Here is a 19,647-nt window from a genome sequence, read left to right on the forward strand (position 1 = left end):
CTACCCGATGGCCAGTCCACCGGCGAAGCAGAGCATCCCGACGCCGATCGCGAGGTCGAGCACCTGCCAGGCCCGCGGCCGGGCGAGCAGGCCGTGCGCGGCCCGCGCGCCGTACCCCAGCCCGGAGAACCAGATCACCGACCCGGTCGCTGCGCCGACCGCGAACCACCAGCGACCGTCGACCCCGTGCTGGTTCGCGACCGACCCCAGGAGCAGCACGGTGTCGAGGTAGACGTGCGGGTTGAGGTAGGTCAGTGCGGCCGCCGTCGCGATCGCGCTCACCCGGGTGCTGGCCCCGCGGGACGCCGCCTCGAGGCCGTCCGCCCGGCGCGCCGAGAGGAGCGAGCGGACGCCGTACGCCGCCAGGAACGCGACACCGAGCCAGCGCAGCACGGTCAGCACGACCGGCGCCCGCTCGACGATGGTGCCGATCCCCACGACACCCGCCCCGATGAGCACGACGTCGGAGAGAGCACAGACCGCGACCACCGCACCGACGTGCCGGCGCGCGAGGCCCTGGCGCAGCACGAACGCGTTCTGGGCGCCGATGGCGACGATCAGGGTCAGCCCGGTCGCGAGCCCGGCGGCGGCAGCGGTGATCACGCTTCGAAGCTAAGGCCCGGTCCACGGTTCAGACCAGCGAATGTTTCTTCAGATCGTTTAGCATCGCTTCATGACCCCGCAGCCGGCCCAGCTCGAGGCTCTGGTCGCCGTCGCCGACCTGGGGACGTTCGAGGCCGCCGCGCGCGCCCTGCACGTCACGCCCAGCGCCGTGAGCCAGCGGATCCGGGCCCTCGAGTCGGCCGCCGGGCAGGTGCTGGTCCATCGCGGGACGCCCTGCCGGGCTACCGTGGCCGGCGAGACGCTGGTGCGGCTCGCGCGGCAGACCGGCCTGCTGTACGACGAGGCGCGCGCCGCCCTCGGCGAGGGCGGCCCCGTGGCGACGGCCGTCGCCGTCAACGCCGACTCCCTCGCCACCTGGTTCCGCGACGTCCTCGACGAGGCGGCCGGCTGGGAGGGGGCCGCCCTGCGGCTGCGGGTCGAGGACCAGGCCTACTCCGCCGGCCTGCTGCGCAGCGGCGAGGCGCTCGCCGCCGTCACCAGCGACCCGGCACCGGTGCAGGGCTGCTCGGTCGAGCGGCTCGGGGTGCTCCGCTACGCGCCGGCGGCCACCCCTGCGTTCGCCGAGCGCTGGCGCACCGGCCGCGGACCGGACTGGGCCCGGATGCCGGTCGTCGTGTTCAACGCCAAGGACGACCTGCAGCAGGAGCTCCTGCGCGACCGTGGCCTCGGCCTGCCGCCGGTGGTGCACGAGGTGCCGACCTCGGCCGACTTCCACGAGGCGGTCCGCCGCGGGCTCGGCTGGGCGGCGATCCCCGAGCCGCAGCTGCTCCCCGACCTCGCCGAGGGACGCCTGGTCCGGCTGCACGCCCGCGCGCACGTCGACGTGCCGCTGTACTGGCAGCGGTGGCGGATCGACTCTCCCGCCCTGGACCGGCTGACCGCCGCCGCGCGTCGCGCGGCGGCGGCCCACCTGCGGTCCTAGAAGGAGGCCTCGTCGAGGTCCATCAGCGCCAGGTCGGTGGCCTGGCCGATGGCGACCTCGGCGGAGACCTTCGGCAGCACCTGGGTCGCGAAGAACTGCGCCGCCGCGACCTTGCCCTCGTAGAAGGCCTTGTCGCCCCCGACGTCGCCGGAGAGCTTGTCCAGCGCCACCTCGGCACCGCGGAGCAGCAGCCAGCCGACGACGACGTCACCGAGGACCATCAGCAGGCGGGTGCTGTTGAGGCCGACCTTGTAGACGTTGCGCAGCTCGCCGCCGGAGCTGGCGTCGGCCGACATCAGGTCGTTGACCATGTGGCCGACGAGCGCCTGGGCGTCCTCGAGCGCCTTGGCGAGCAGCTCCCGCTCGTTCTTGAGCCGGCCGTTGCCCGCCTCCGAGTCGATGAAGCCCTTGATCTCCCCGGCGAGGTGACCCAGCGCGTTGCCGCCGTCCTTGACGATCTTCCGGAAGAAGAAGTCCTGGCCCTGGATCGCCGTGGTGCCCTCGTAGAGGGTGTCGATCTTGGCGTCACGGACGTACTGCTCGATGGGGTACTCCTGCAGGAAGCCGGAGCCACCGAGCGTCTGCAGCGACTCGGTGCCGAGCAGCGTCCAGGAGCGCTCCGAGCCGTAGCCCTTCACGATCGGCAGGAGCAGGTCGTTGACCGTCTCGGCCAGCTTGTCCTCCTCGCCGGCCGCCTTCGCCAGCATCACCTTGTCCTGCCACGCGGCGGTGTAGAGCACCAGCGAGCGCATGCCCTCGGCGTACGCCTTCTGGGTCATCAGCGACCGGCGGACGTCGGGGTGGTGGGTGATGGTGACCTTGGGGGCGGTCTTGTCGGAGGCCTGGGTGAGGTCGGGGCCCTGGACGCGCTCCTTGGCGTACTCGAGCGCGTTGAGGTAGCCCGTCGACAGCGTGGAGATGGCCTTGGTGCCGACCATCATCCGCGCGTTCTCGATCACGTCGAACATCTGCGCGATGCCGTTGTGGACCTCGCCGAGCAGCCAGCCCTTGGCCGGCTCGCCGCCGCCGACCTGCGGGTCGCCGAAGGTGACCTCGCAGGTGTTGGACACCTTGATGCCCATCTTGTGCTCGACGTTGGTGACGTAGGCGCCGTTGCGCTCGCCCGTGAGCTCGCCGGTCTCGTGGTCGAAGTGGTACTTCGGGACGAGGAAGAGCGAGAGGCCCTTGGTGCCCGGACCACCGACGCCCTCGACGCCCTTCGGGCGCGCGAGGACCAGGTGCATGATGTTCTCCTGCAGGTCCGACTCGGCGCTGGTGATGAAGCGCTTGACGCCGGAGATGTTCCACGAGCCGTCGTCGTTGGCGGTGGCGAAGGCCTTGCCCGCGCCGACGTCGGAGCCGGCGTCCGGCTCGGTGAGGACCATCGTCGCGCCCCAGAGGCGCTCGACCATGATCTCGGCGATCCGCTTGTCGCGGTCGTTGCCGTTCTCGTAGACGACCTTGGAGAAGAACGGCCCTGCGCCGTACATCCAGATCGGGGTGTTGGCGCCGAGGATCAGCTCCGCGGTCGCCCACACGAGGCTCGGCGGGGCGGCGGTGCCGCCGACCTCCGGCGGGGCCTGCAGGCTCCAGAAGCCGGACTCCATCCACGCGTCGTAGGACTTCTTGAAGCCCTCGGGAACCGGCGCGGTGTTGGTCGCGGGGTCGAAGACCGGCGGGTTCCGGTCACCCTCGACGAAGGACGCGGCGAGGTCCTCCCGGGAGATGCGGTCGATCTCGGCGAGGACCTCCTTCGCCGTGTCCACATCCATCTCCTCGAACGGGCCGGCGCCGAGGATCTCGTCGCGGCCGAGCAGCTCGAAGAGGTTGAACTGGATGTCGCGCAGGTTGCTCTTGTAGTGGCTCACGTGTTCCACCGTTTCTGGTCGTGTCAGGCGGCGACGCCGCCATGTCCGGGTGAGATGACGATTAGCCTACTCGCCAGTAACAAAAGCCTACGGGGTGCGCTAACAACTTGCAAGCAGAGGTGAGCGCCGCAACTCCGTGGAGAGGCGTGCATGTCCACTGAACCGATCGAGCTATCTGACACACTGGACCCATGCGAGTTTCCGCCAAGTCCGACTACGCGCTCCGCGCGCTGATCGAGATGGCGGGTCGCGCCGACGGCAAGGCGGTGAGCGCCGAGGAGCTCGGCCGGCTGCAGGAGATCCCGCACGGCTTCCTCCAGGCGATCCTCGCCGACCTCCGCCGCGCCGGCATCGTGATGTCCCAGCGCGGGCAGTCCGGCGGCTGGCGGATGGGCCGCCCGGCGGCCGACGTGTCCGTCGCCGACGTGATCCGCGCGGTCGACGGCCCCCTCGTGTCCGTCTACGGCCTGCGGCCGGAGGCCGTGAGCTACAACGAGTCGGCCGAGGTCCTGCAGTACGTCTGGATCGCCGCCCGCCGCTCGCTCCGCGAGGTCTTCGAGCAGGTCACGATCCAGGGGCTGGCCGACGGTCAGCTCCCCGACGCCGTCACCGCGCGGACGGCCGACGAGGACGCCTGGCAGCCCCACTAGGGCGCACCGCTCAGGTCGGCGTGCTTCCTGCCGAACCGTGAGGAATCGGCCGCGCGTCCTGGCGTGACGCACCGGTGGCAGGGACGCTGCCGGCAGGCCATGCCAGGAAGGTGACGCCGTGGCCCTGCGCCGGCTGTTCTTGTCGTTCGCTCTCGGGACGCTGCTGGTGGGCTGGGCGGCCCTCGCCGTGCCGCACGCCCACCACTACCCACCGCGGTGCCCCGGGGCGGGCGAGCTCTCCCTGGTCCTCCCCGGCGCCTGCGCGCACGACGACGTGGCACCTCCCGGCGTGGACCCGCACCAGCCGGTGCCCACCGCCTTGCTGCGTCAGCGCGACGGCGCCGGGGTTCAGGCCTACGAGGCGGCCGAGCAGCTCGGCGTGGCCGCCCCGCAGTCGGTCAACGTGGCCACCCCCGCGGTGCCGTGCGACGGCGACGGCACCTCGGGCTACCGCGTCCAGGCGATGTACGTCGTCGAGGCCGGCTCGACGAACCGCTACGCCGCCCTCCAGGCCAGCTTCCGGCTGTGGGCCGCCGGCGTGGACGACGTGATCAACCGCTCGGCGGCCCTGACCGGCGGCGTGCGGCACGTCCGCTACGTCACCGAGCCGAGCGGGGGCGGCTGCGTCGCCAAGGTGCTCAACGTGACCGTGCCCAACGGCTCGCTGTCGTCGTTCGGCGCCACCATCAGCGCGGTCCAGGCCCTCGGCTACACCGACCCGGCCCGCAAGTACCTGATGTGGACCGATGCGACCGCGCTCTGCGGCGTCGCCACCCTCTATCCCGGCGACGGCGAGAGCCAGGCCAACCCGAACAACGGCTTCTACCCGCAGTACGCCCGGATCGACTCCGGCTGCTGGGGCTTCGGCGACGGCGCCCGCGACCACTCGGTGGAGGCGCACGAGCTGCTGCACACCCTCGGCGGCGTGCAGGACTCGGCACCGCACTCGACGCACGCCGGCCACTGCTGGGACGAGTCGGACACGATGTGCTACGCCGACGGCGGCAACCACGCGATGGTCCAGGTCTGCCCCTCCGAGCGGGAGTACTTCTACGACTGCTCCAACGACGACTACTTCTCGACCTACCCCGACCCCGGGAGCTACCTGGACGGCCACTGGAACGCCGCGGACTCGAGGTTCCTGATCGGTGGCGGCGACGGGACCGGCGGCGGCTCCGCCGGTACGCCGACCGTCCTCGGGGCGACCATCGCCGTCAACAACCCCGCGGTGCCGGGTCTCGCGACCCAGGCGTCCGTCGCACCGTCGCTCCCCGCCGGGCGGACTCTCGCCTCGGTCACGTGGAAGTCGACCCGCGCGGACTGCACGTTCAGCGCGCCGACCGAGCTGCAGACCGAGGTCACCTGCAACGCCACCAGCGCGGCGGCGGCGACCGTCACGGCGACCCTCGTCGACTCGACCGGCGCGACGAAGGCCGTCGCAAGTCCGCTGACCTTCGCCACCGGCACCGCCCGGCCGGTCACTGTCGCCCTGAGCGCGGCCGGCCAGACACCGGCGAACGGGGGCAGCGCGGCGGTGTGCTCCGGGGCCCCGTTCGCGCTGGCCGCCACCGTCGTGGACGACGCGAGCGGCCAGCCCGTCAAGGGCCTGGCCGCGACGTTCACCAAGAAGACCGAGGCCATGACGTCGGCCGTGGCCGCCGGTACGGCGACCACCACCGCCGAGGGCACGGCGAGCACCAGCCAGACCGCGACGGTGTCGACCACCTACAAGGCACAGACGTCCGCCGGCACCGTGTACGCCGCCGGCGGACCGGCCGCCCTCGTCGCCGTACCGGCCAAGTGCGCCACGTCCCTCACTGCCGCCGCCGACCCGGCCTCGGTCTACTACGGGGACCCGGTCACGGTCTCGGGACGACTGACCGCGACGTCCGCCGGCACTCCCGTCGCGGCGGCCGGCGTGTCGCTGGCCGTGCGGCTGACCACCGGCGACGGCAAGGTGCTGTCTCTGGGAACCGTGAAGACCGGCGCCGACGGGAGCTACTCGCTCGCGGTCAAGCCGACCGCGAGCGGGACGGTCTCGGTCGCCCTGACCGCGTCGACCTCCTACGCGGCCGCCACCGCGACCGCCGGCAGCCTGACGGTCCGGCTGCCGGAGACCGCGCTGACGGGGGCAGTGAGCCCGACCGACGTGGGCTACGGCACCAGCGTCGAGGTGACCGGCACGCTGCAGCGGGTCGCCGGCGGCAGCACCACGCCGCTGGCGGGCAAGACGGTGGGGATCCTCGTCGCCCCAGCCGGCGGTGGCGCGACCGTGAAGATCGGCTCGGCCACGACGACCGCGACCGGCGCCTTCACCACCCTCGTGCCCCTGCGGGTCTCCGGGACCCTGTCGGTGTCCTTCACCGCCGTGGCCGGGCAGCCCGGGGCGACGGTCGAGGTGGGTCCGGTCAAGGCCGGCACCTGGACCACGGCCGTCACCGCCTCGGCGTCGGCGGCGACCGTCCCGTCCGGCGGCACCGTCACGCTCTCGGGCACGGTGACGAAGGCGTACGGCGCGGCGCCGGTGCCGGCGGGCGCCGTGAAGGTGTCGATCTACTTCAAGGCCGACGGCGCGAGCACCCGGACGCTGGTCGCCTCACCGACGACGGCCGCGAACGGCACGTTCTCCCAGCGGGTCACCCCGAAGGCCACCGGCACCTGGACGGCCGTCGTGGGCGAGGTCGCGGGCTACACGGGGTCCAGCGCGACTCCGCTCACGGTGCACGTCGGCTGAGGGCAGGCCGCTCAGGCGACCTCGGACAGCCGGCGCTTGAGCTTCTTCCGCTTCCTGTCGACGACGGCGAGCTGGTTCTCGAGGCAGTCGTTGCGACGGGTGAGCCGCTCGATCTCGCGGCGCGCGTCGTCGATCGACGTGAGCCGGCGGACCGTCACCGGCTCCGGCACGCCGTCGAGCCGCAGGGAGGGGCTGGCTGAGCACGACCGTCGCCTTGCCCTTGTGCGCGCGCCGGTAGAGCGTCGCCCACTGCCCCTCGACCTCCTTGCGTCCGAACCCCCACGCCCGGTGCGTCCGCGTCACCTCCACGGCGGCACGGAAGGACTCGTCGGTCGACCTCGCCGGCGCGAGCACACCGAGCTCGAACAGGGCCTCGCGGTGCCGGACCAGCGCCGTCTCGATGATGTCTCCGGCCCCAGGGACACCCACGTGGACGTACGCCTTGCGCTTCTTGGGCATGCTCACAGGATCGACCGTCCCGATGAGTGCGCGGTGACATCTCGTCGACCACGAGATGACGAGCCGGAACGGCTCGGGTGACTAGAACATGTTCCACTTTTCGCCGTACGATCCCCGCATGATCACCTCCGACGCCATCACGTGGACCGCGCCGAACGACCCGCACCCGGCCCGCGCCGCGTCCCAGCGGTCCTACTCGGCGGTCGCGAAGGGCGACCTCGCCGAGTGGCTGACCGTGTACGCCGAGGACTGCGTGCTCGAGGACCCGGTGGGTCGCTCGATGTTCGACCCCGAGGGCACCGGGCACCACGGGCACGCGGGCATCTCCGCGTTCTGGGAGAAGGCGATCGCCCCGATCGCGAAGTTCGAGTTCGACATCTACGAGTCCTTCGCCAACCCCGAGAGCAACACCTGCGCCAACATCGGGCGGATCCGCACGTCGTTCCCGGACGGCAGCTACACGGTGACCGAGCTGATCATGGTCTACGTCATCGACGACGACGGCCGGGTGACGTCGATGAAGGCGTTCTGGGAGCCCGAGCGGACGATGGCGACCTTCACCAAGGCCGACTGACGCACGAACGTCCTGCGGATCGCGCGCCCCGACGTGCGATCCGCAGGACGTTGTGACGCGGCGCGGCTGGATTGCGTCGTACTGGGTGTCACGACGACCCAGGAGAGACATGATCGAGCCCGTGCCGCCGTTCGAGGAGTTCGCTCGCGCGCGGATCCCGCACCTGTACCGGTCGGCATGGCTGCTGACCGGCAGCCGCGAGGAGGCGGAGGACCTCGTCCAGGACACGCTGGCCAAGGTCTACGTGCGGATGCACAAGCGGCTCGCGCCCCGGCTCGAGAACCCGGCGGCGTACGCGCACACCGCACTGACGCGGACGTTCCTCAGCTCGCGTCGCAAGCGGAGCAGCACCGAGACCCCGTACGCCGACCTGCCCGAGGGCGCCGCCGCCGACCACGCGGAGGCCGCCGACCTCCGGCTGTCCCTGCGCCACGCACTCGCCGGCCTCCCGCGCGTCGACCGTGCCGTGGTCGTGCTGCGCTACCTCGAGGACCGACCGGTCGACGAGGTGGCCAGGCTGCTCGACCTCTCTCCTGGTGCTGTCAGGAACCGGAGCATGCGCGCGCTGGCGCGGATGCGGGAGAGGAGCACCCGATGAACGAGCACGAGATGACCGACGTCCTCGCCCGGTCCGCCGACCGGCTGGAGCCCGACGTCGCCACGATCGTGGCCGCCGCAACCAGGAGGGGTCGGAGGTCGATCAGGCGCCGGCGCATCGGGGGCGCGGCCGCCGTGGTGGCCCTCGTCGGGGTGGTGACCGCGACCGTCCCGGGATGGGACGGCGGCGGGGACAGGGGGGTCGACAGCACCACCACCCAGCCGAGCGGTTCTGCTGGGCCGCGCAAGCTCGCCGCCAGCGACGCGATCCGCGCCGGGTTGGCGGACGCCCTGCCGGACGGCGACGTCACGGACCTGAAGGTCACGGCCTACGAGGACGGCGGGGGTGTGGACGTCTCGCTGCGGTTCAACGGGGACCGCGTCGAGCTCGAGGCGGAGCGTTCGCTCCCGCCCGCGTACTTCGCCGAGGATCCCGGACCGAGGCCCCAGGGCTGCGACGAGTCGGCGTTCCCCGAGGGGCACGGGGTCGCGACGATCGAGGCGCTGCGGAACATGACCGCGCACGACGGCCAGTCGGCTCGCTGCCTCAACTGGGTCAGCGCCAGCCGCGAGAGGGAGTGCGTGACCGATGCGGACTGCTGGGACCGCTACTACGCCGAGTTCCTGAGCGGCAACCCGTGCCTGAGGACTCCCGACCTCACCGGCTGCACGCAGCTGCCGGACGGCAGCTGGTTGCACACGGGGACCCGGGACGCGGCTGGACAGGGCACGGCTTCGACAGCCGATCTCAGCACGGTCGACAGGTTCCAGGTCCGTGCCGAGGACTTCGGCTCCGCGCTGAGCCCGGATCAGCTCGGGGAGCTCGTCGCCAGCGACATCTGGTTCGAGCGGTAGCCGTCACGCCTCGCCGTGCTCGGCGAGCCAGCTGACCAGCGGCCGGAGCCGGCGCCAGTCGTCGCGAACCTTGTCCAGCAGCTCGGCGGTGTGCACGAACGGCTCGAAGCCGTACTTCCTGGACCCGAGGACGCTCTTCATCTTGAGCAGCTCGATCCTCGGGTGGTCCTTCTCGTAGCCGCGCGGCGCGGTCTTCAGCCGCTCCCCACCGAGCTCGAAGCCGCCCCTCTCCAGGTCCCGCAGGATCCGCTGGAGCACCGCGCCGGCGCGCTTGTCGGCCATCGCCTCCCGGATCGCGCCGAGCTGGGCGCCGCCCGCGTGGTAGATCCCGCCGCCCACGCGCACGCCGGGCGCCGCCACCTCGACGTACCAGCCGGTCGCCGGGGCGACCGCCACGAACGCGCCCTGGTGGGTCTTGTACGGCGTCTTGTCCTTGGCGAAGCGGACGTCGCGGTAGGGACGGAACACCTTCGCCTCGCCGAACTCCGGGGCCAGCGCGTCGGTCAGTGCGACCATCGGCGCGCGCACCGCGTCGTCGTACACGGCCTTGTGCGCGTCCCAGAACGACTTGGTGTTGTCGACCTCGAGGTCGTCGTAGAAGTCGAGGGCGGCGACGGGGAATCCGGTGAACTCCACCACGCGAGGGTACGGCCCCGGGTTCCGCGGGTCGGGACGGGTACTGCTCGGTCATGACGAGCCACAGCAGCGAGCCCGAGCAGGAGAAGATCCAGCAGGAGAAGGAGTACGGCGACTCCGCGACCGCCGTGACCCCGGACACCCAGCAGCCCGCCCAGGGCGAGCGGGTCAACAACGGCGACGAGAACGGCGACGGCGACGGGGACGACACCGGCGCGCAGGGCGCCGACGCCGACACGATCCCCGACGACGCCGACGCCGAGTCCGGCTTCTACGGGTAGGAGATCCAGGCCTGGCCGCCAGCGAGTCCGGCACCGTGCGGACCTCGCCCGCGGCGCGGCAGCGTGTCGGGAGCGGAGCCGGCCTTGTCGACGTCCGAGCGTAGAGAGCGAGGAACGAGCGACCGGAGCGAGGAAGGCGATCGGCCGGCGCAGCGGAGGCACGCTCGCGCAATCAAGGTCAGAGCGGACGACGAGGTTCGAACTCGCGACATTCAGCTTGGGAAGCTGACGCTCTACCAACTGAGCTACGTCCGCGTGCGCCTGCAACCAGGCGCGGGGGAATGCTACCCGATGCGCCTCAGCCCAAGATGATCGGTGCGAGCGAGGGCCGCTTGGGCTCGACGCCGTCGCCGGACGAGCGCCCGGTGATCCGGCGCTGGACCCACGGCGCGAGGTGCGTCCGCGCCCACGCGAGGTCCGCCTGCCGTTGGGCGCGTCGGTCGAGGACCGCCACGACGGGCGCCGGCAGCGGCTCCAGCGCGTGCGGCACACCGAGGGCGTCGAGCACGGCGATCGCGATCGCCTGGTGCCCGACCGGGTTGAGGTGCAGGCGGTCGTCGGCCATCACCTCGGCGACCTTCCAGCCGCGCATCCGCCACATGTCGACGACGGTGGCGCCGTGCCGGTCCGCGATCTCGCGGACCCACTCGTTGAAGACCGCGGTGCGGCCGCGGATCAGCTTGAGGACCGGGTTCAGGCCGGGGTCGGCGATCGTGAACACGACGACCCTCGCGCCCGACGACGCGAGCCGGGCGACCGCCTCGTCGTAGGTCGCCGCGAGCGCGTCCAGGTCGACCTTCGGCCGGAGGACGTCGTTGCCGCCTCCGTGGATGGTCACCAGGTCCGGCCCGAGCGCCAGGCCGCGCTCGACCTGCTCGTCGATGATCGCGGGCAGCTTGCGGCCGCGGATGGCGAGGTTGGCGTAGCCGAACTGCGGGTCCCGGGTGGCGAGCACCTCCGCGACGCGGTCGGCCCAGCCCCGGCAGCCGTTGGGGCGGTCGGGGTCCGGGTCGCCGACGCCCTCGGTGAAGGAGTCGCCCAGGGCGACGTACCTCTGGAAGCTCACGCCTCATTCTGACCCAGGCTCCGGGGGACGTCCCGATAGGGTGCCGCTGTGCTGCTGAGCGACCGCGACATCCTCCAGGAGATCGACGCCGGACGGATCGCGATGGACCCCTACGACCCGGCGATGCTCCAGCCGTCCTCGATCGACGTGCGGCTGGACCGGTTCTTCCGGGTCTTCGAGAACCACAAGTACCCGCACATCGACCCCGCCGCCGACCAGTCGGACCTCACGCGGGTGGTGGAGCCGGAGGGCGACGACCCCTTCATCCTGCACCCGGGCGAGTTCGTGCTCGGGTCGACGTACGAGGCCGTCACGCTGCCGGACGACGTCGCCGCGCGGGTCGAGGGCAAGTCGAGCCTGGGGCGGCTGGGCCTGCTGACGCACGCCACGGCGGGCTTCGTCGACCCCGGGTTCTCCGGACACGTCACGCTCGAGCTCGCCAACGTGGCGACGCTGCCGATCAAGCTCTACCCGGGCATGAAGATCGGGCAGTTCTGCTTCTTCCGGCTCACCTCACCCTCGGAGCACCCCTACGGCTCGGAGAAGTACGGCTCGCGCTACCAGGGCCAGCGCGGCCCGACGCCGTCGCGGTCCTACCTCAACTTCCACCGGACGCAGATCTAGCGCGCCGGCCGAGGGACTTGGCGACCGCGACCCCGCTCGAGACCTTGTCCATCAGCGCGACCGCGATCTTGGACACGTCCTTCCCGACCGGCCAGACCGGGTTGAGGAGCGCATCGGTGCCGCCGTCGGCGTACACCACCGAGCCGACGAGCAGGCTGGCCGCCGGCGAGAGCAGGAAGGCGATCAGGTCGGCGATCTCCTCGGGGCGGCCGCCGCGGCCCAGGGCCGACGGGTAGGCCTTCACGAACACCCCGAGCTTGGGGTCGGCCTTCATGGCCGCGGACATCGGCGTCTCGATCAGCCCGGGGGCGACCGCGTTGACCCGGATGCCGGCGCCGCCCCACTCGGCCTTCACGGCCTCGCGCCGCGCCCAGTAGGCGACGGCTGCCTTGGTGGCGGGGTAGACGTGCACCGGCTCGCTCTCGGCGGCGGCCGCCCGGGCCGCCTTCTCGTCGCCCTTGAGGCAGGCGGAGGCCACCTCCCCCGACCAGCCCGGCTGGGCGGTCACCGAGTTCGAGGAGAGCACGACGACCGCACCCCCGTCGGTCAGCAACGGCCGCAGCCCCTCGACCAGCGCGATCGCGCCGAAGTAGTTGACCGACACCAGCTGCGCCGGGTCCAGCCCGGTGACCGGCCCGAGGCCGGCGCACGGCACCACACCGTCGAGCCGGCCCTCGGCGAGGTGCCGGACCTCGGCGATCGCGGCCTGGCGGCCGTCCTCGGTCGAGAGGTCCGCCCGGACGTCGCCCTCCTTCAGGTCGACGGCGATCACCCGGTGCCCGTCGCCGGTCAGCCGCGCGGCGACCGCCGCTCCGATGCCGGATGCTGCCCCGCTGACGGCGTAGGTCCCCATGGCGTCACATCCAACTGGAACAGGTTCTAGTTGTCGAGGGCAAGCAGCCCGGTCCCACCTAGCGGACCGGCAGCGTGAGAACCGATCGGTGCGCCGGCCCCGTGTAGAGCTTGATCGGCAGGGCCTGCGGCAGCACGTCGGGCAGCGGACCGAGCAGGTGCGGCAGGTCGTAGCCCTGGACGGTCACCCGCAGCCGGTGCCCCGGCTCGATCGCGGCGCCGGTCGGGAACACCTCGACGTCGACGGGGGCGATCGTGCCGGGCGCGAGCCGCGCCTTCGACGCCTTGGTGAACGGGTGCCACGGCTGGATCAGCCGGCCGTCGAGGTAGCGCGACCTCGACGGCACCAGCTTGCGCTGCGAGATGACCTGCCAGCCGCCGGTGATCCGGTGCACCGAGCCGTCCGGCGCGACGTCCTCCACGGCGACGGACAGCATGCCGTCCCCGCCCGTCGTGGACACGAACAGGTGGGCGTTGATCGGCCCCTGGAACCTGACCTCCTGGGTCACCGGCGCGGTCTGGAAGGTCAGCCCGGACAGGTCGTTGAGCTTGTTGTCGGTGAGGCAGGGGTTGTCCGGCCAGATCATGTTCATGATGCCGGCGGTCCACTGGTTGGCCGAGCGGGTGCAGATGCCGGAGACCGGCAGCGGGACCATCGTCGACGTACCGGCGACCGGCGCGGCCGTGGTCAGCCCACCGGACACCCCGCCCATCGCCGACGTGCCGGACAGCGCGTAGGAGCGGGCGTGCAGGTCGTTGTCGACGAACTTGTTCGCGTGCACCCAGTCCCCGGTGCCCTGCTCGTAGTAGGTCACCGGCGGGATCGCGTCGAGGTCGGTGTCCAGGCCCTTGATCCAGTGGTCGAACCACCGCAGCTGCAGCTCCGGGAGGGTGCCGTAGCCGGCGTCCGCGACCTCTGCGCCCGAGGAGCCCTGCAGGTGGTCCCACGGCCCGAGGATCATCCGCACCGGGGCACCGTTGGCCTGGAGCTTCTCGAAGTCGAGCGGGGTGCCGCGCTGGAACAGGTCGTACTCCCCACCGATCAGGAAGGTCGGCACGGTCACGTCGTCGAGGACCTCGATCGGCGAGCGCTCGCGGTAGAACGGGCCGTCGTACGCCGCGTCGCCGCCGGTGAGCGCCCGGATGCTGAGCGGCAGCGTGAACGTCCCGCCGCCGATCAGGTGGTCGACCAGTACGCCGAGCGCGTCGGCAGGCTCGGTGGCGGTGTAGGCCGGCGGGATCAGGCCGGTCATCGTGACCAGGCCGAGCCAGAGCGGGATGAAGCCGACGTCGATCTGGCCGCCGGAGGCGACGACGTCGCGGTAGACGTCGGCGGCCGGCACCTGCGGGAAGATCGCCTTGAGGCCCGGCGGGTGGTCACCGGCCGCGAACAGCTGGCTGATGCCCATGTAGGACGCACCGATCATGCCGACGTCGCCGTCGCTCCACGGCTGGCTGTGCGCCCAGGCGACGACCTCGCCCGAGTCCTTGTTCTCCCGGGCCGAGAACGCCTGCCAGACGCCCTGGGAGGTGCCGGTGCCGCGGGCGTCGACGACCAGCTCGGCGTACCCGTGCTTGACGAGGTAGTCGGGGTCGCCGCCGGACAGCACCGCTCCGCCACCGGACTCGAGGACGGTCTTGTTGTAGGCGGTGATGGTGACCAGGACCGGGACCGGCTGGTCGGTCGCGTTGCCGTCGGCGTCCGCCGGGAGCGTGAGGTCGGCCCTGAGCTTCACGCCGTCGCTCATCGGGATCGTCAGGTCGTGGCGGGTGACCGTGCTCGCGTACTGCTCGGGGCGGGGCTGCCAGCCGTCGACGGCCGCCGGCCGTGGCGCCGCGGCCGGGGGGGCTGCGGCCTGCGCCCCGCCGACGGGGATCGTCAGGCCCGCGAGCAGGACCGCGGCGGTGGCGGCGGCGCTCAGCAGGCGGTCGTGCGGGCGGCGGGCGTGGCTGGTCATGCGTCTCCCTCGTTGGCTCCGGAACTGCCAACGAGGGAGGCGGGGAACGGGTTACAGCGCGTCGTAACCCAGGCGGCGGGACTTGCGGCCGGACTTCGCCCGGGACTCGAGTCGGCGGCGGCTGGCGCGCGCGACCCGGTCGGCGATCTCCTGACGCACCCGGAGCTCAGTGGTCGGTTCGATCATGTCGGTTCCTCCTCCCGGGCAGTGAGTTCGTGGTGGTTCCTGGTGACCACTCTTGCAGTGGCCACCGACAGCGGAGCTGGCGCGAGATCCTCGGACTGACGGGGGTTTCAGGCCCGCACGAGGACGACGTCGCCGGAGACCGTGGTGGCCCGGAGCTCTACGGAGTCGGCACCCGGCTCGGGTTCGCCGACCCCCTCGACGGAGGAGCTCAGGTGGCCGGTGACGGTGCGGATGTCGGTCCAGACCGGCGTGCCCTCGGGGATGCCGATCCGGACGTCGCCGGAGGCGCCCTTGCTGCTGATCTTGCCGCGGCGGGCGGCGCGGATCACGGTGTCGCCGGAGCCGGTGTTCATCGCCACGTCGCCGTAGGCCTCGCCGACCTGGAGGTCGCCGGAGCCGGTCTTGACGACCACCGGCCCGGAGGTGCGGTCGAGCTGGACGTCGCCGGAGCCCGTCGACACGGCAGCCGTCGACGAGCTGCCGATGGCGACGTCACCGGACCCGCTGCGGATCCGCACCTCGGCGCGCGCCTCCTCGACCCGGATGTCACCGGAACCGGTGTCGACCACCGCGACGTCGTCGACGACATCGAGGACGACCTCGCCGGAGCCGCTCTTGATCTTGGTGGCACCGACGGTGCCGCTCACCTCGATGTCCGCGCTGGCGGTCTTGACGACGACCCGGCTGCCGGTCGGCATCGAGACGTCCATGTCGAGCTTGGTGTCGTTGCCGAAGAAGCTGCCGCGCAGCTTGGGCGCGACGACCGAGACGCCGTCGCCGTCCTGCGAGATCGTGACCTGGTCGGCGTACTTCCCTGCCACGTGGACGGTCGTCCGCTGCGTCTCGGTCGCGGTGATCGTGACCGAGCCGCTGCCGTTCTCGACGAACAGGTCGATCGGGCCGGGGGTGTCGAAGCCGCGCTCGACCGGGTGAGTGGTGGTGCTCATCGTCATCTCCTGGGGGTAGTCAGAGCCAGCCGGTCATCCGGCGGTTGCCACGCTTGTTGCCGAACGGGAAGTCGTTCCCGAACGGGAGGCTGGACAGGTCGACGTCGACGTGGATCGCCGCGTCGCGGGTGGCGCCGCGGACCAGGTTCACCAGCCAGGTGTTGAGCGACTGGCCCGCCGCGGCGGCGGCCTCCTCGGCCTTGGTCTTGACCGACTCGGGGAGCCGGAGCGTGATCCGGGCAAGGCCCTCCTCGTCGCCCGGCGGGGGCGGCGGCGGGGGCGGAACAGGTGCGCTCGGCGGCGTCGACGCCTGCGTGCCCGCGTCGACCACGAAGTCGAGCTCGCGCCCGTTGAGGCGTACGTCGACGCTGCCGTTCGACATCGCCGCGGTGATCTCCGCCGCCGCCTGGCTGATCGCCTCCATCAGCGCCAGCCGGGCCGACGGGTCGAGCGCGAACCCGAGCCGCTCGGCGACCCGGTGCGCCTCGTCGCTGATCCCCTCGGCCGCGGACATCAGGTCGCGGCGGAGGTTCTCGACGTACGGGGTGATGTCCATGTGCATCACGATGACATCATCATGATGTCATGTCAAGGCAGTTGTGATGTCAATGTGCCCCGCGGTGCCGTCAGCTCGTGCCAGCAGCAATGGGGTGCAGGAGCTCGACACCCGCAATGGACCCGTCGGCTGCGAGGTCGATCTCGATCGGGGGGCACCACCCGGCTGCGCGACCATCCACCGGGGGGTCGAAAGAGACATAGATCGGCGTCACGCCCGACGGCCTGCTGTCGAGAGCCGACCGCTCCTGGACGCACATCGTGACCGCATCGCCCCGGCCGGCGTTCGGCGACCGTCCGATGTCGAGGAGCGGGCTCAAGAACCGGTCCCGAGGCGGACCTTCGACGTGCAGGTGGTGCGGGACCGTCGTCAGCTGCGCGATCGCCGCGAGCACCGAGTGGCACGAATTCTGGTCGCACAGCGTCCAGCTGCCGGGATCGGCGGCTTCGGTGGCCGTGAGGTGCTCCACCATGCCTCCGGCCGCCGTGACGATGTCGTCCGAGAAGGCAGGTGGCCCACCGAGGCCGCGGGCGAACCGGATCAGACCGAGGACGCGACTCCACTTCTGTGTGCTCGCAGTGACGGTGCACGACCCCAGGCCGGGCCCGCCGCTGACGTCCAGCCGCACCGCGTCACCCCCGTGGAGCCGCATGCCCTGGGCGGGAGTCGTCCTGACCACGTACCCGGCCGGCACCGTGCAGCTGTGACCCTTCCGGACCGTCAGGTCGACGCCTCGCCCCGCGAGGGTCGCGCGCGCCTCCGCCGTCGTGTAGGCGACCAAAGAGGGCATCTCGTCGGAGGCGTAGGCGTGCTCGTGCTCAACCACCGGGTGGTCGGCGGGAAGCGGCGGACTGTCGCCGCTGCCGAGGTGAGTGGCAACCAGCCAACCACCACCGAGGACGAGGACGACCGCTGCCGCAGTGGCGAGGAGCAGGGGCCAGCGGGGCCGGGTCGGCTCGGGTAGGCCGGCGAGGCTGAGCGGTGCGCTCTGGTCAACAACAATGGTGGCGGCCGCGCGGGCGAGGAGCTCGCGAGCGTCGTTCTCAGTAGGCATCGGGGGCCTCCACGAAGGGAGCGAGCGCCTGGAGGGCGCGGGCGGTACGGGACTTGACCGTGCCGGGAGCGACGCCGAGCGCCGCCGCGGTGTCACGCTCGGAGAGGTCGGCGAAGAAGCGGAGGACGAGGACCTCGCGGTGCTCCTGCGACATCGCGCCGAGCGCTCGGCGTACGGCGATGCCGCTCGCCCACGCCGTGTCGTCGGCGGGCGAGGGCTCGGGAAGGACGTCGGCCGGCAGCTCCCCGTTCCACCTGCGCGCACGTGCGTCGATCAGCGTCGTGACGAGCACCCGGTGCACGTAGGCGTCCGGACCGTCCGCCCGGCTGACGTGCCGCCACGACCTATAGCACTTCAACAGCGCGGTCTGGACGACGTCCTCCGCGTCGCCGGACGGGCAGCCCAGCAGCACGGCGGTCCGCACCAGTGTGGGACGCCGCCGCGCGACGTAGGCGCTGAAGTCCATCCGGGCTCCTTGTCGGTCACCCATCCTGACCGCTTGGCCGGCCGATCGGTTCCCGTCAGGGCCAGAGTGACCTGGAGGTCACTCTCCCCCGGACGCGACCAGGCCGAGCGCCTTGGCCGACTCCTCGCGCATCTGCACCTTGCGGATCTTGCCGGTGACCGTCATCGGGAACTCCTCGACGAGCATCACGTAGCGCGGGATCTTGTAGTGCGCGAGCCGGCCAGTGGCGAACTCCCGCACCGCGTCGGAGTCGAGCGGCTCGGCGCCGGCGCGGATCCTGATCCAGGCGCACAGCTCCTCGCCGTACCTCTCGTCGGGGACGCCGACGACCTGGACGTCCTCGACGTCCGGATGCGTGTAGAGGAACTCCTCGATCTCGCGCGGGTAGATGTTCTCGCCCCCGCGGATCACCATGTCCTTGATCCGGCCGACGATGTTGCAGTAGCCGTCCTCGCGCATCACCGCGAGGTCGCCGGTGTGCATCCAGCCCTCGGCGTCGATCGCCTCGCGGGTCTTCTCCTCGTCCTCCCAGTAGCCGAGCATCACCGAGTAGCCGCGGGTGCAGAACTCGCCCGGCTCGCCCCGCTCGAGCGTGTCGCCGGTGACCGGGTCGACGATCTTGATCTCGACGTGGGGGGCGGCCCGGCCGATGGTCGCCGTACGACGCTCCAGGTCGTCGTCGCGACGGGTCTGGCAGGAGACCGGCGAGGTCTCGGTCATGCCGTAGGCGATCGACACCTCGCTCATGTGCATCTCGTTGACGCAGCGCTTCATGACCTCGACCGGGCAGACGGCGCCGGCCATGATCCCGGTGCGCAGCGAGGAGAGGTCGAAGCTCGCGAAGTCCGGGTGGCTCTGCATGGCGATGAACATCGTCGGTACGCCGTAGACCGCCGTGCACCGCTCCTCCTGCACGGTCCGCAGCGTGGTGGCAGGGTCGAAGCCGGGAGCCGGGATCACCATGGTCGCGCCGTGGGTGCTGCAGCCGAGGTTGGCCATCACCATGCCGAAGCAGTGGTAGAAGGGCACCGGGATGCAGAGCCGGTCCTCCTCGGTGAAGCCGATCAGCTCGGTCACGAAGTAGCCGTTGTTGAGGATGTTCCGGTGGCTGAGCGTGGCGCCCTTGGGGAAGCCGGTGGTGCCGGAGGTGTACTGGATGTTGATCGGGTCGCCCGGACCGAGGTCGTGGGACCGCCGGTCCACCACGTCGGCCGCCTGCTCCTGGCCGGCGGCGACCAGCGCAGCCCAGTCGTCGGTGTCGACGTAGACGACGCGCTCGAGGCCGGGGCACTCGGCCTTCGTCTCCTCGACCATCCCGCGGTAGTCGCTGGTCTTGAAGCTGCTCGCTGCCATCAGCAGCCGCATCCCGGACTGGTTGACGGCGTAGGAGAACTCGTGGGTGCGGTAGGCCGGGTTGACGTTGACCAGCACCGCGCCGATCTTGGCGGTCGCGAACTGGGTGATCGTCCACTCGGCGCAGTTCGGCGCCCACATCCCGACCCGGTCGCCACGCTCGATCCCGTAGGCGATCAGGCCACGCGCGACCTCGTCCACCGCGTGGTTGAGCTCGCGCCAGGTCCACCGGCGGCCCGACGCCATCTCGACCAGCGCCTCGCGGTCCGGCCAGGTCGCCACGGTCCGCTCGAAGTTCCGGCCGATCGTCTCCTCGAGGAGCGGCGTCGTCGTCTCACCGGCTGCGTAGGACTCCGTCATGCCTCATTCCTACGCCACCCGGGTT

At 71.6% G+C, this 19,647-nt stretch carries 21 protein-coding genes and 1 tRNA gene; 8 read left to right on the forward strand and 14 right to left on the reverse strand.

The features are described from left to right. Positions 1–603 carry a LysE/ArgO family amino acid transporter gene (locus tag ABD709_RS17370; protein WP_344777737.1) on the reverse strand — a complete coding sequence of 201 codons (603 nt, stop codon included), beginning with the start codon at positions 601–603 and terminating at the stop codon, positions 1–3. A gap of 70 nt (positions 604–673) precedes the next feature. Between ABD709_RS17370 and ABD709_RS17375 the strand changes: the two genes are divergently transcribed. Beyond that, positions 674–1,546 (forward strand): LysR family transcriptional regulator ArgP, encoded by an 873-nt coding sequence (locus tag ABD709_RS17375; RefSeq protein ID WP_344777739.1) that lies wholly within the window; start codon positions 674–676, stop codon positions 1,544–1,546. On the opposite strand, the gene ABD709_RS17380 is transcribed toward ABD709_RS17375, so the two are convergent. Then, positions 1,543–3,414, reverse strand: a complete 1,872-nt coding sequence (locus ABD709_RS17380; protein WP_344777741.1) for an acyl-CoA dehydrogenase — start codon at positions 3,412–3,414, stop codon at positions 1,543–1,545. The two genes, ABD709_RS17375 and ABD709_RS17380, sit on opposite strands and share 4 nt — an antisense overlap. Before the next feature lie 191 nt (positions 3,415–3,605). Here ABD709_RS17380 and ABD709_RS17385 point away from each other — a divergent pair, with 191 nt between their 5' ends. After that, entirely contained in the window at positions 3,606–4,064 is a 459-nt protein-coding gene (locus tag ABD709_RS17385) for an RrF2 family transcriptional regulator (RefSeq protein WP_344777743.1), read from the forward strand. Between the two features lie 118 nt (positions 4,065–4,182). After that, positions 4,183–6,798: a hypothetical protein gene (locus tag ABD709_RS17390; RefSeq protein WP_344777745.1), complete on the forward strand. Its 2,616-nt coding sequence runs from the start codon at positions 4,183–4,185 to the stop codon at positions 6,796–6,798. Between the two features lie 11 nt (positions 6,799–6,809). Here ABD709_RS17390 and ABD709_RS17395 read toward each other — a convergent pair whose 3' ends face one another. Further along, positions 6,810–6,968, reverse strand: coding sequence for a hypothetical protein (locus tag ABD709_RS17395; protein ID WP_344777747.1), 159 nt, complete (start codon positions 6,966–6,968; stop codon positions 6,810–6,812). Between the two features lie 407 nt (positions 6,969–7,375). Between ABD709_RS17395 and ABD709_RS17400 the strand changes: the two genes are divergently transcribed. The 3 genes from ABD709_RS17400 (at position 7,376) to ABD709_RS17410 (ending at position 9,283) form a co-directional block, all read left to right on the forward strand. Continuing rightward, positions 7,376–7,831, forward strand: coding sequence for a nuclear transport factor 2 family protein (locus ABD709_RS17400; RefSeq protein ID WP_344777749.1), 456 nt, complete (start codon positions 7,376–7,378; stop codon positions 7,829–7,831). A gap of 109 nt (positions 7,832–7,940) precedes the next feature. Next, positions 7,941–8,429, forward strand: a complete 489-nt coding sequence (locus ABD709_RS17405; RefSeq protein WP_344777751.1) for a SigE family RNA polymerase sigma factor — start codon at positions 7,941–7,943, stop codon at positions 8,427–8,429. Further along, positions 8,426–9,283: a hypothetical protein gene (locus ABD709_RS17410; protein ID WP_344777753.1), complete on the forward strand. Its 858-nt coding sequence runs from the start codon at positions 8,426–8,428 to the stop codon at positions 9,281–9,283. The genes ABD709_RS17405 and ABD709_RS17410 overlap by 4 nt, the downstream gene beginning before the upstream one ends. Positions 9,284–9,286: 3 nt before the next feature. Here ABD709_RS17410 and ABD709_RS17415 read toward each other — a convergent pair whose 3' ends face one another. Next, the gene (locus tag ABD709_RS17415) at positions 9,287–9,919 is read right to left on the reverse strand and encodes a DUF2461 domain-containing protein (RefSeq protein ID WP_344777755.1); all 633 of its coding nucleotides are present in this window, start codon (positions 9,917–9,919) and stop codon (positions 9,287–9,289) included. A 53-nt stretch (positions 9,920–9,972) separates the two neighbouring features. Between ABD709_RS17415 and ABD709_RS17420 the strand changes: the two genes are divergently transcribed. Then, positions 9,973–10,200 carry a hypothetical protein gene (locus ABD709_RS17420; RefSeq protein WP_344777757.1) on the forward strand — a complete coding sequence of 76 codons (228 nt, stop codon included), beginning with the start codon at positions 9,973–9,975 and terminating at the stop codon, positions 10,198–10,200. A gap of 182 nt (positions 10,201–10,382) precedes the next feature. Here the strand turns inward: ABD709_RS17420 and ABD709_RS17425 are convergent. Beyond that, positions 10,383–10,455 (reverse strand) — tRNA-Gly (locus tag ABD709_RS17425). 43 nt (positions 10,456–10,498) lie between these two features. Beyond that, positions 10,499–11,266, reverse strand: a complete 768-nt coding sequence (locus ABD709_RS17430) for an SGNH/GDSL hydrolase family protein (RefSeq protein WP_344777759.1) — start codon at positions 11,264–11,266, stop codon at positions 10,499–10,501. A gap of 48 nt (positions 11,267–11,314) precedes the next feature. Between ABD709_RS17430 and dcd the strand changes: the two genes are divergently transcribed. After that, positions 11,315–11,890 (forward strand): dCTP deaminase, encoded by a 576-nt coding sequence (gene dcd / locus ABD709_RS17435; protein WP_344777761.1) that lies wholly within the window; start codon positions 11,315–11,317, stop codon positions 11,888–11,890. Here the strand turns inward: dcd and ABD709_RS17440 are convergent. The 8 genes from ABD709_RS17440 to ABD709_RS17475 all read right to left on the reverse strand — a co-directional run bounded on the left by ABD709_RS17440 (position 11,865) and on the right by ABD709_RS17475 (position 19,622). Further along, positions 11,865–12,743 (reverse strand): SDR family oxidoreductase, encoded by an 879-nt coding sequence (locus tag ABD709_RS17440; RefSeq protein ID WP_344777763.1) that lies wholly within the window; start codon positions 12,741–12,743, stop codon positions 11,865–11,867. The genes dcd and ABD709_RS17440 overlap by 26 nt on opposite strands. Before the next feature lie 58 nt (positions 12,744–12,801). Next, the gene (locus ABD709_RS17445; RefSeq protein ID WP_344777765.1) at positions 12,802–14,700 is read right to left on the reverse strand and encodes a CocE/NonD family hydrolase; all 1,899 of its coding nucleotides are present in this window, start codon (positions 14,698–14,700) and stop codon (positions 12,802–12,804) included. A 51-nt stretch (positions 14,701–14,751) separates the two neighbouring features. Next, positions 14,752–14,886, reverse strand: coding sequence for a hypothetical protein (locus ABD709_RS17450; RefSeq protein ID WP_344777767.1), 135 nt, complete (start codon positions 14,884–14,886; stop codon positions 14,752–14,754). Positions 14,887–14,993: 107 nt separating this feature from the next. Then, on the reverse strand, positions 14,994–15,833 hold the full coding sequence (locus ABD709_RS17455; RefSeq protein ID WP_344777769.1) for a DUF4097 family beta strand repeat-containing protein: 840 nt from the start codon (positions 15,831–15,833) through the stop codon (positions 14,994–14,996). Between the two features lie 19 nt (positions 15,834–15,852). Further along, positions 15,853–16,389: a toxin-antitoxin system HicB family antitoxin gene (locus tag ABD709_RS17460; RefSeq protein ID WP_344777771.1), complete on the reverse strand. Its 537-nt coding sequence runs from the start codon at positions 16,387–16,389 to the stop codon at positions 15,853–15,855. Positions 16,390–16,459: 70 nt separating this feature from the next. Beyond that, a complete protein-coding gene (locus ABD709_RS17465; protein WP_344777773.1) occupies positions 16,460–17,443 on the reverse strand; it encodes a PASTA domain-containing protein in 984 nt (327 codons plus the stop codon). Continuing rightward, a complete protein-coding gene (locus ABD709_RS17470; RefSeq protein ID WP_344777775.1) occupies positions 17,433–17,909 on the reverse strand; it encodes a SigE family RNA polymerase sigma factor in 477 nt (158 codons plus the stop codon). Before ABD709_RS17470 ends, ABD709_RS17465 begins: the two co-directional genes overlap by 11 nt. 78 nt (positions 17,910–17,987) lie before the next feature. Further along, positions 17,988–19,622: an AMP-binding protein gene (locus tag ABD709_RS17475; RefSeq protein ID WP_344777777.1), complete on the reverse strand. Its 1,635-nt coding sequence runs from the start codon at positions 19,620–19,622 to the stop codon at positions 17,988–17,990. Positions 19,623–19,647 lie beyond the last annotated feature (25 nt).

Origin of the sequence: Nocardioides panacisoli (genome assembly GCF_039537325.1) — a bacterium.
Taxonomy (GTDB): Bacteria; Actinomycetota; Actinomycetes; order Propionibacteriales; family Nocardioidaceae; genus Nocardioides; species Nocardioides panacisoli.

Coding starts and splice junctions, on each gene's coding strand:
- ABD709_RS17375 (WP_344777739.1), top strand. CDS start 674: ATGACCCCGCAGCCGGCCCAGCTCGAGGCTCTGGTCGCCGTCGCCGAC.
- ABD709_RS17385 (WP_344777743.1), top strand. CDS start 3,606: ATGCGAGTTTCCGCCAAGTCCGACTACGCGCTCCGCGCGCTGATCGAG.
- ABD709_RS17400 (WP_344777749.1), top strand. CDS start 7,376: ATGATCACCTCCGACGCCATCACGTGGACCGCGCCGAACGACCCGCAC.
- ABD709_RS17405 (WP_344777751.1), top strand. CDS start 7,941: ATGATCGAGCCCGTGCCGCCGTTCGAGGAGTTCGCTCGCGCGCGGATC.
- ABD709_RS17410 (WP_344777753.1), top strand. CDS start 8,426: ATGAACGAGCACGAGATGACCGACGTCCTCGCCCGGTCCGCCGACCGG.
- ABD709_RS17420 (WP_344777757.1), top strand. CDS start 9,973: ATGACGAGCCACAGCAGCGAGCCCGAGCAGGAGAAGATCCAGCAGGAG.
- ABD709_RS17440 (WP_344777763.1), bottom strand. CDS start 12,743: ATGGGGACCTACGCCGTCAGCGGGGCAGCATCCGGCATCGGAGCGGCG.
- ABD709_RS17445 (WP_344777765.1), bottom strand. CDS start 14,700: ATGACCAGCCACGCCCGCCGCCCGCACGACCGCCTGCTGAGCGCCGCC.
- ABD709_RS17450 (WP_344777767.1), bottom strand. CDS start 14,886: ATGATCGAACCGACCACTGAGCTCCGGGTGCGTCAGGAGATCGCCGAC.
- ABD709_RS17455 (WP_344777769.1), bottom strand. CDS start 15,833: ATGAGCACCACCACTCACCCGGTCGAGCGCGGCTTCGACACCCCCGGC.
- ABD709_RS17460 (WP_344777771.1), bottom strand. CDS start 16,389: ATGGACATCACCCCGTACGTCGAGAACCTCCGCCGCGACCTGATGTCC.
- ABD709_RS17465 (WP_344777773.1), bottom strand. CDS start 17,443: ATGCCTACTGAGAACGACGCTCGCGAGCTCCTCGCCCGCGCGGCCGCC.
- ABD709_RS17470 (WP_344777775.1), bottom strand. CDS start 17,909: ATGGACTTCAGCGCCTACGTCGCGCGGCGGCGTCCCACACTGGTGCGG.
- ABD709_RS17475 (WP_344777777.1), bottom strand. CDS start 19,622: ATGACGGAGTCCTACGCAGCCGGTGAGACGACGACGCCGCTCCTCGAG.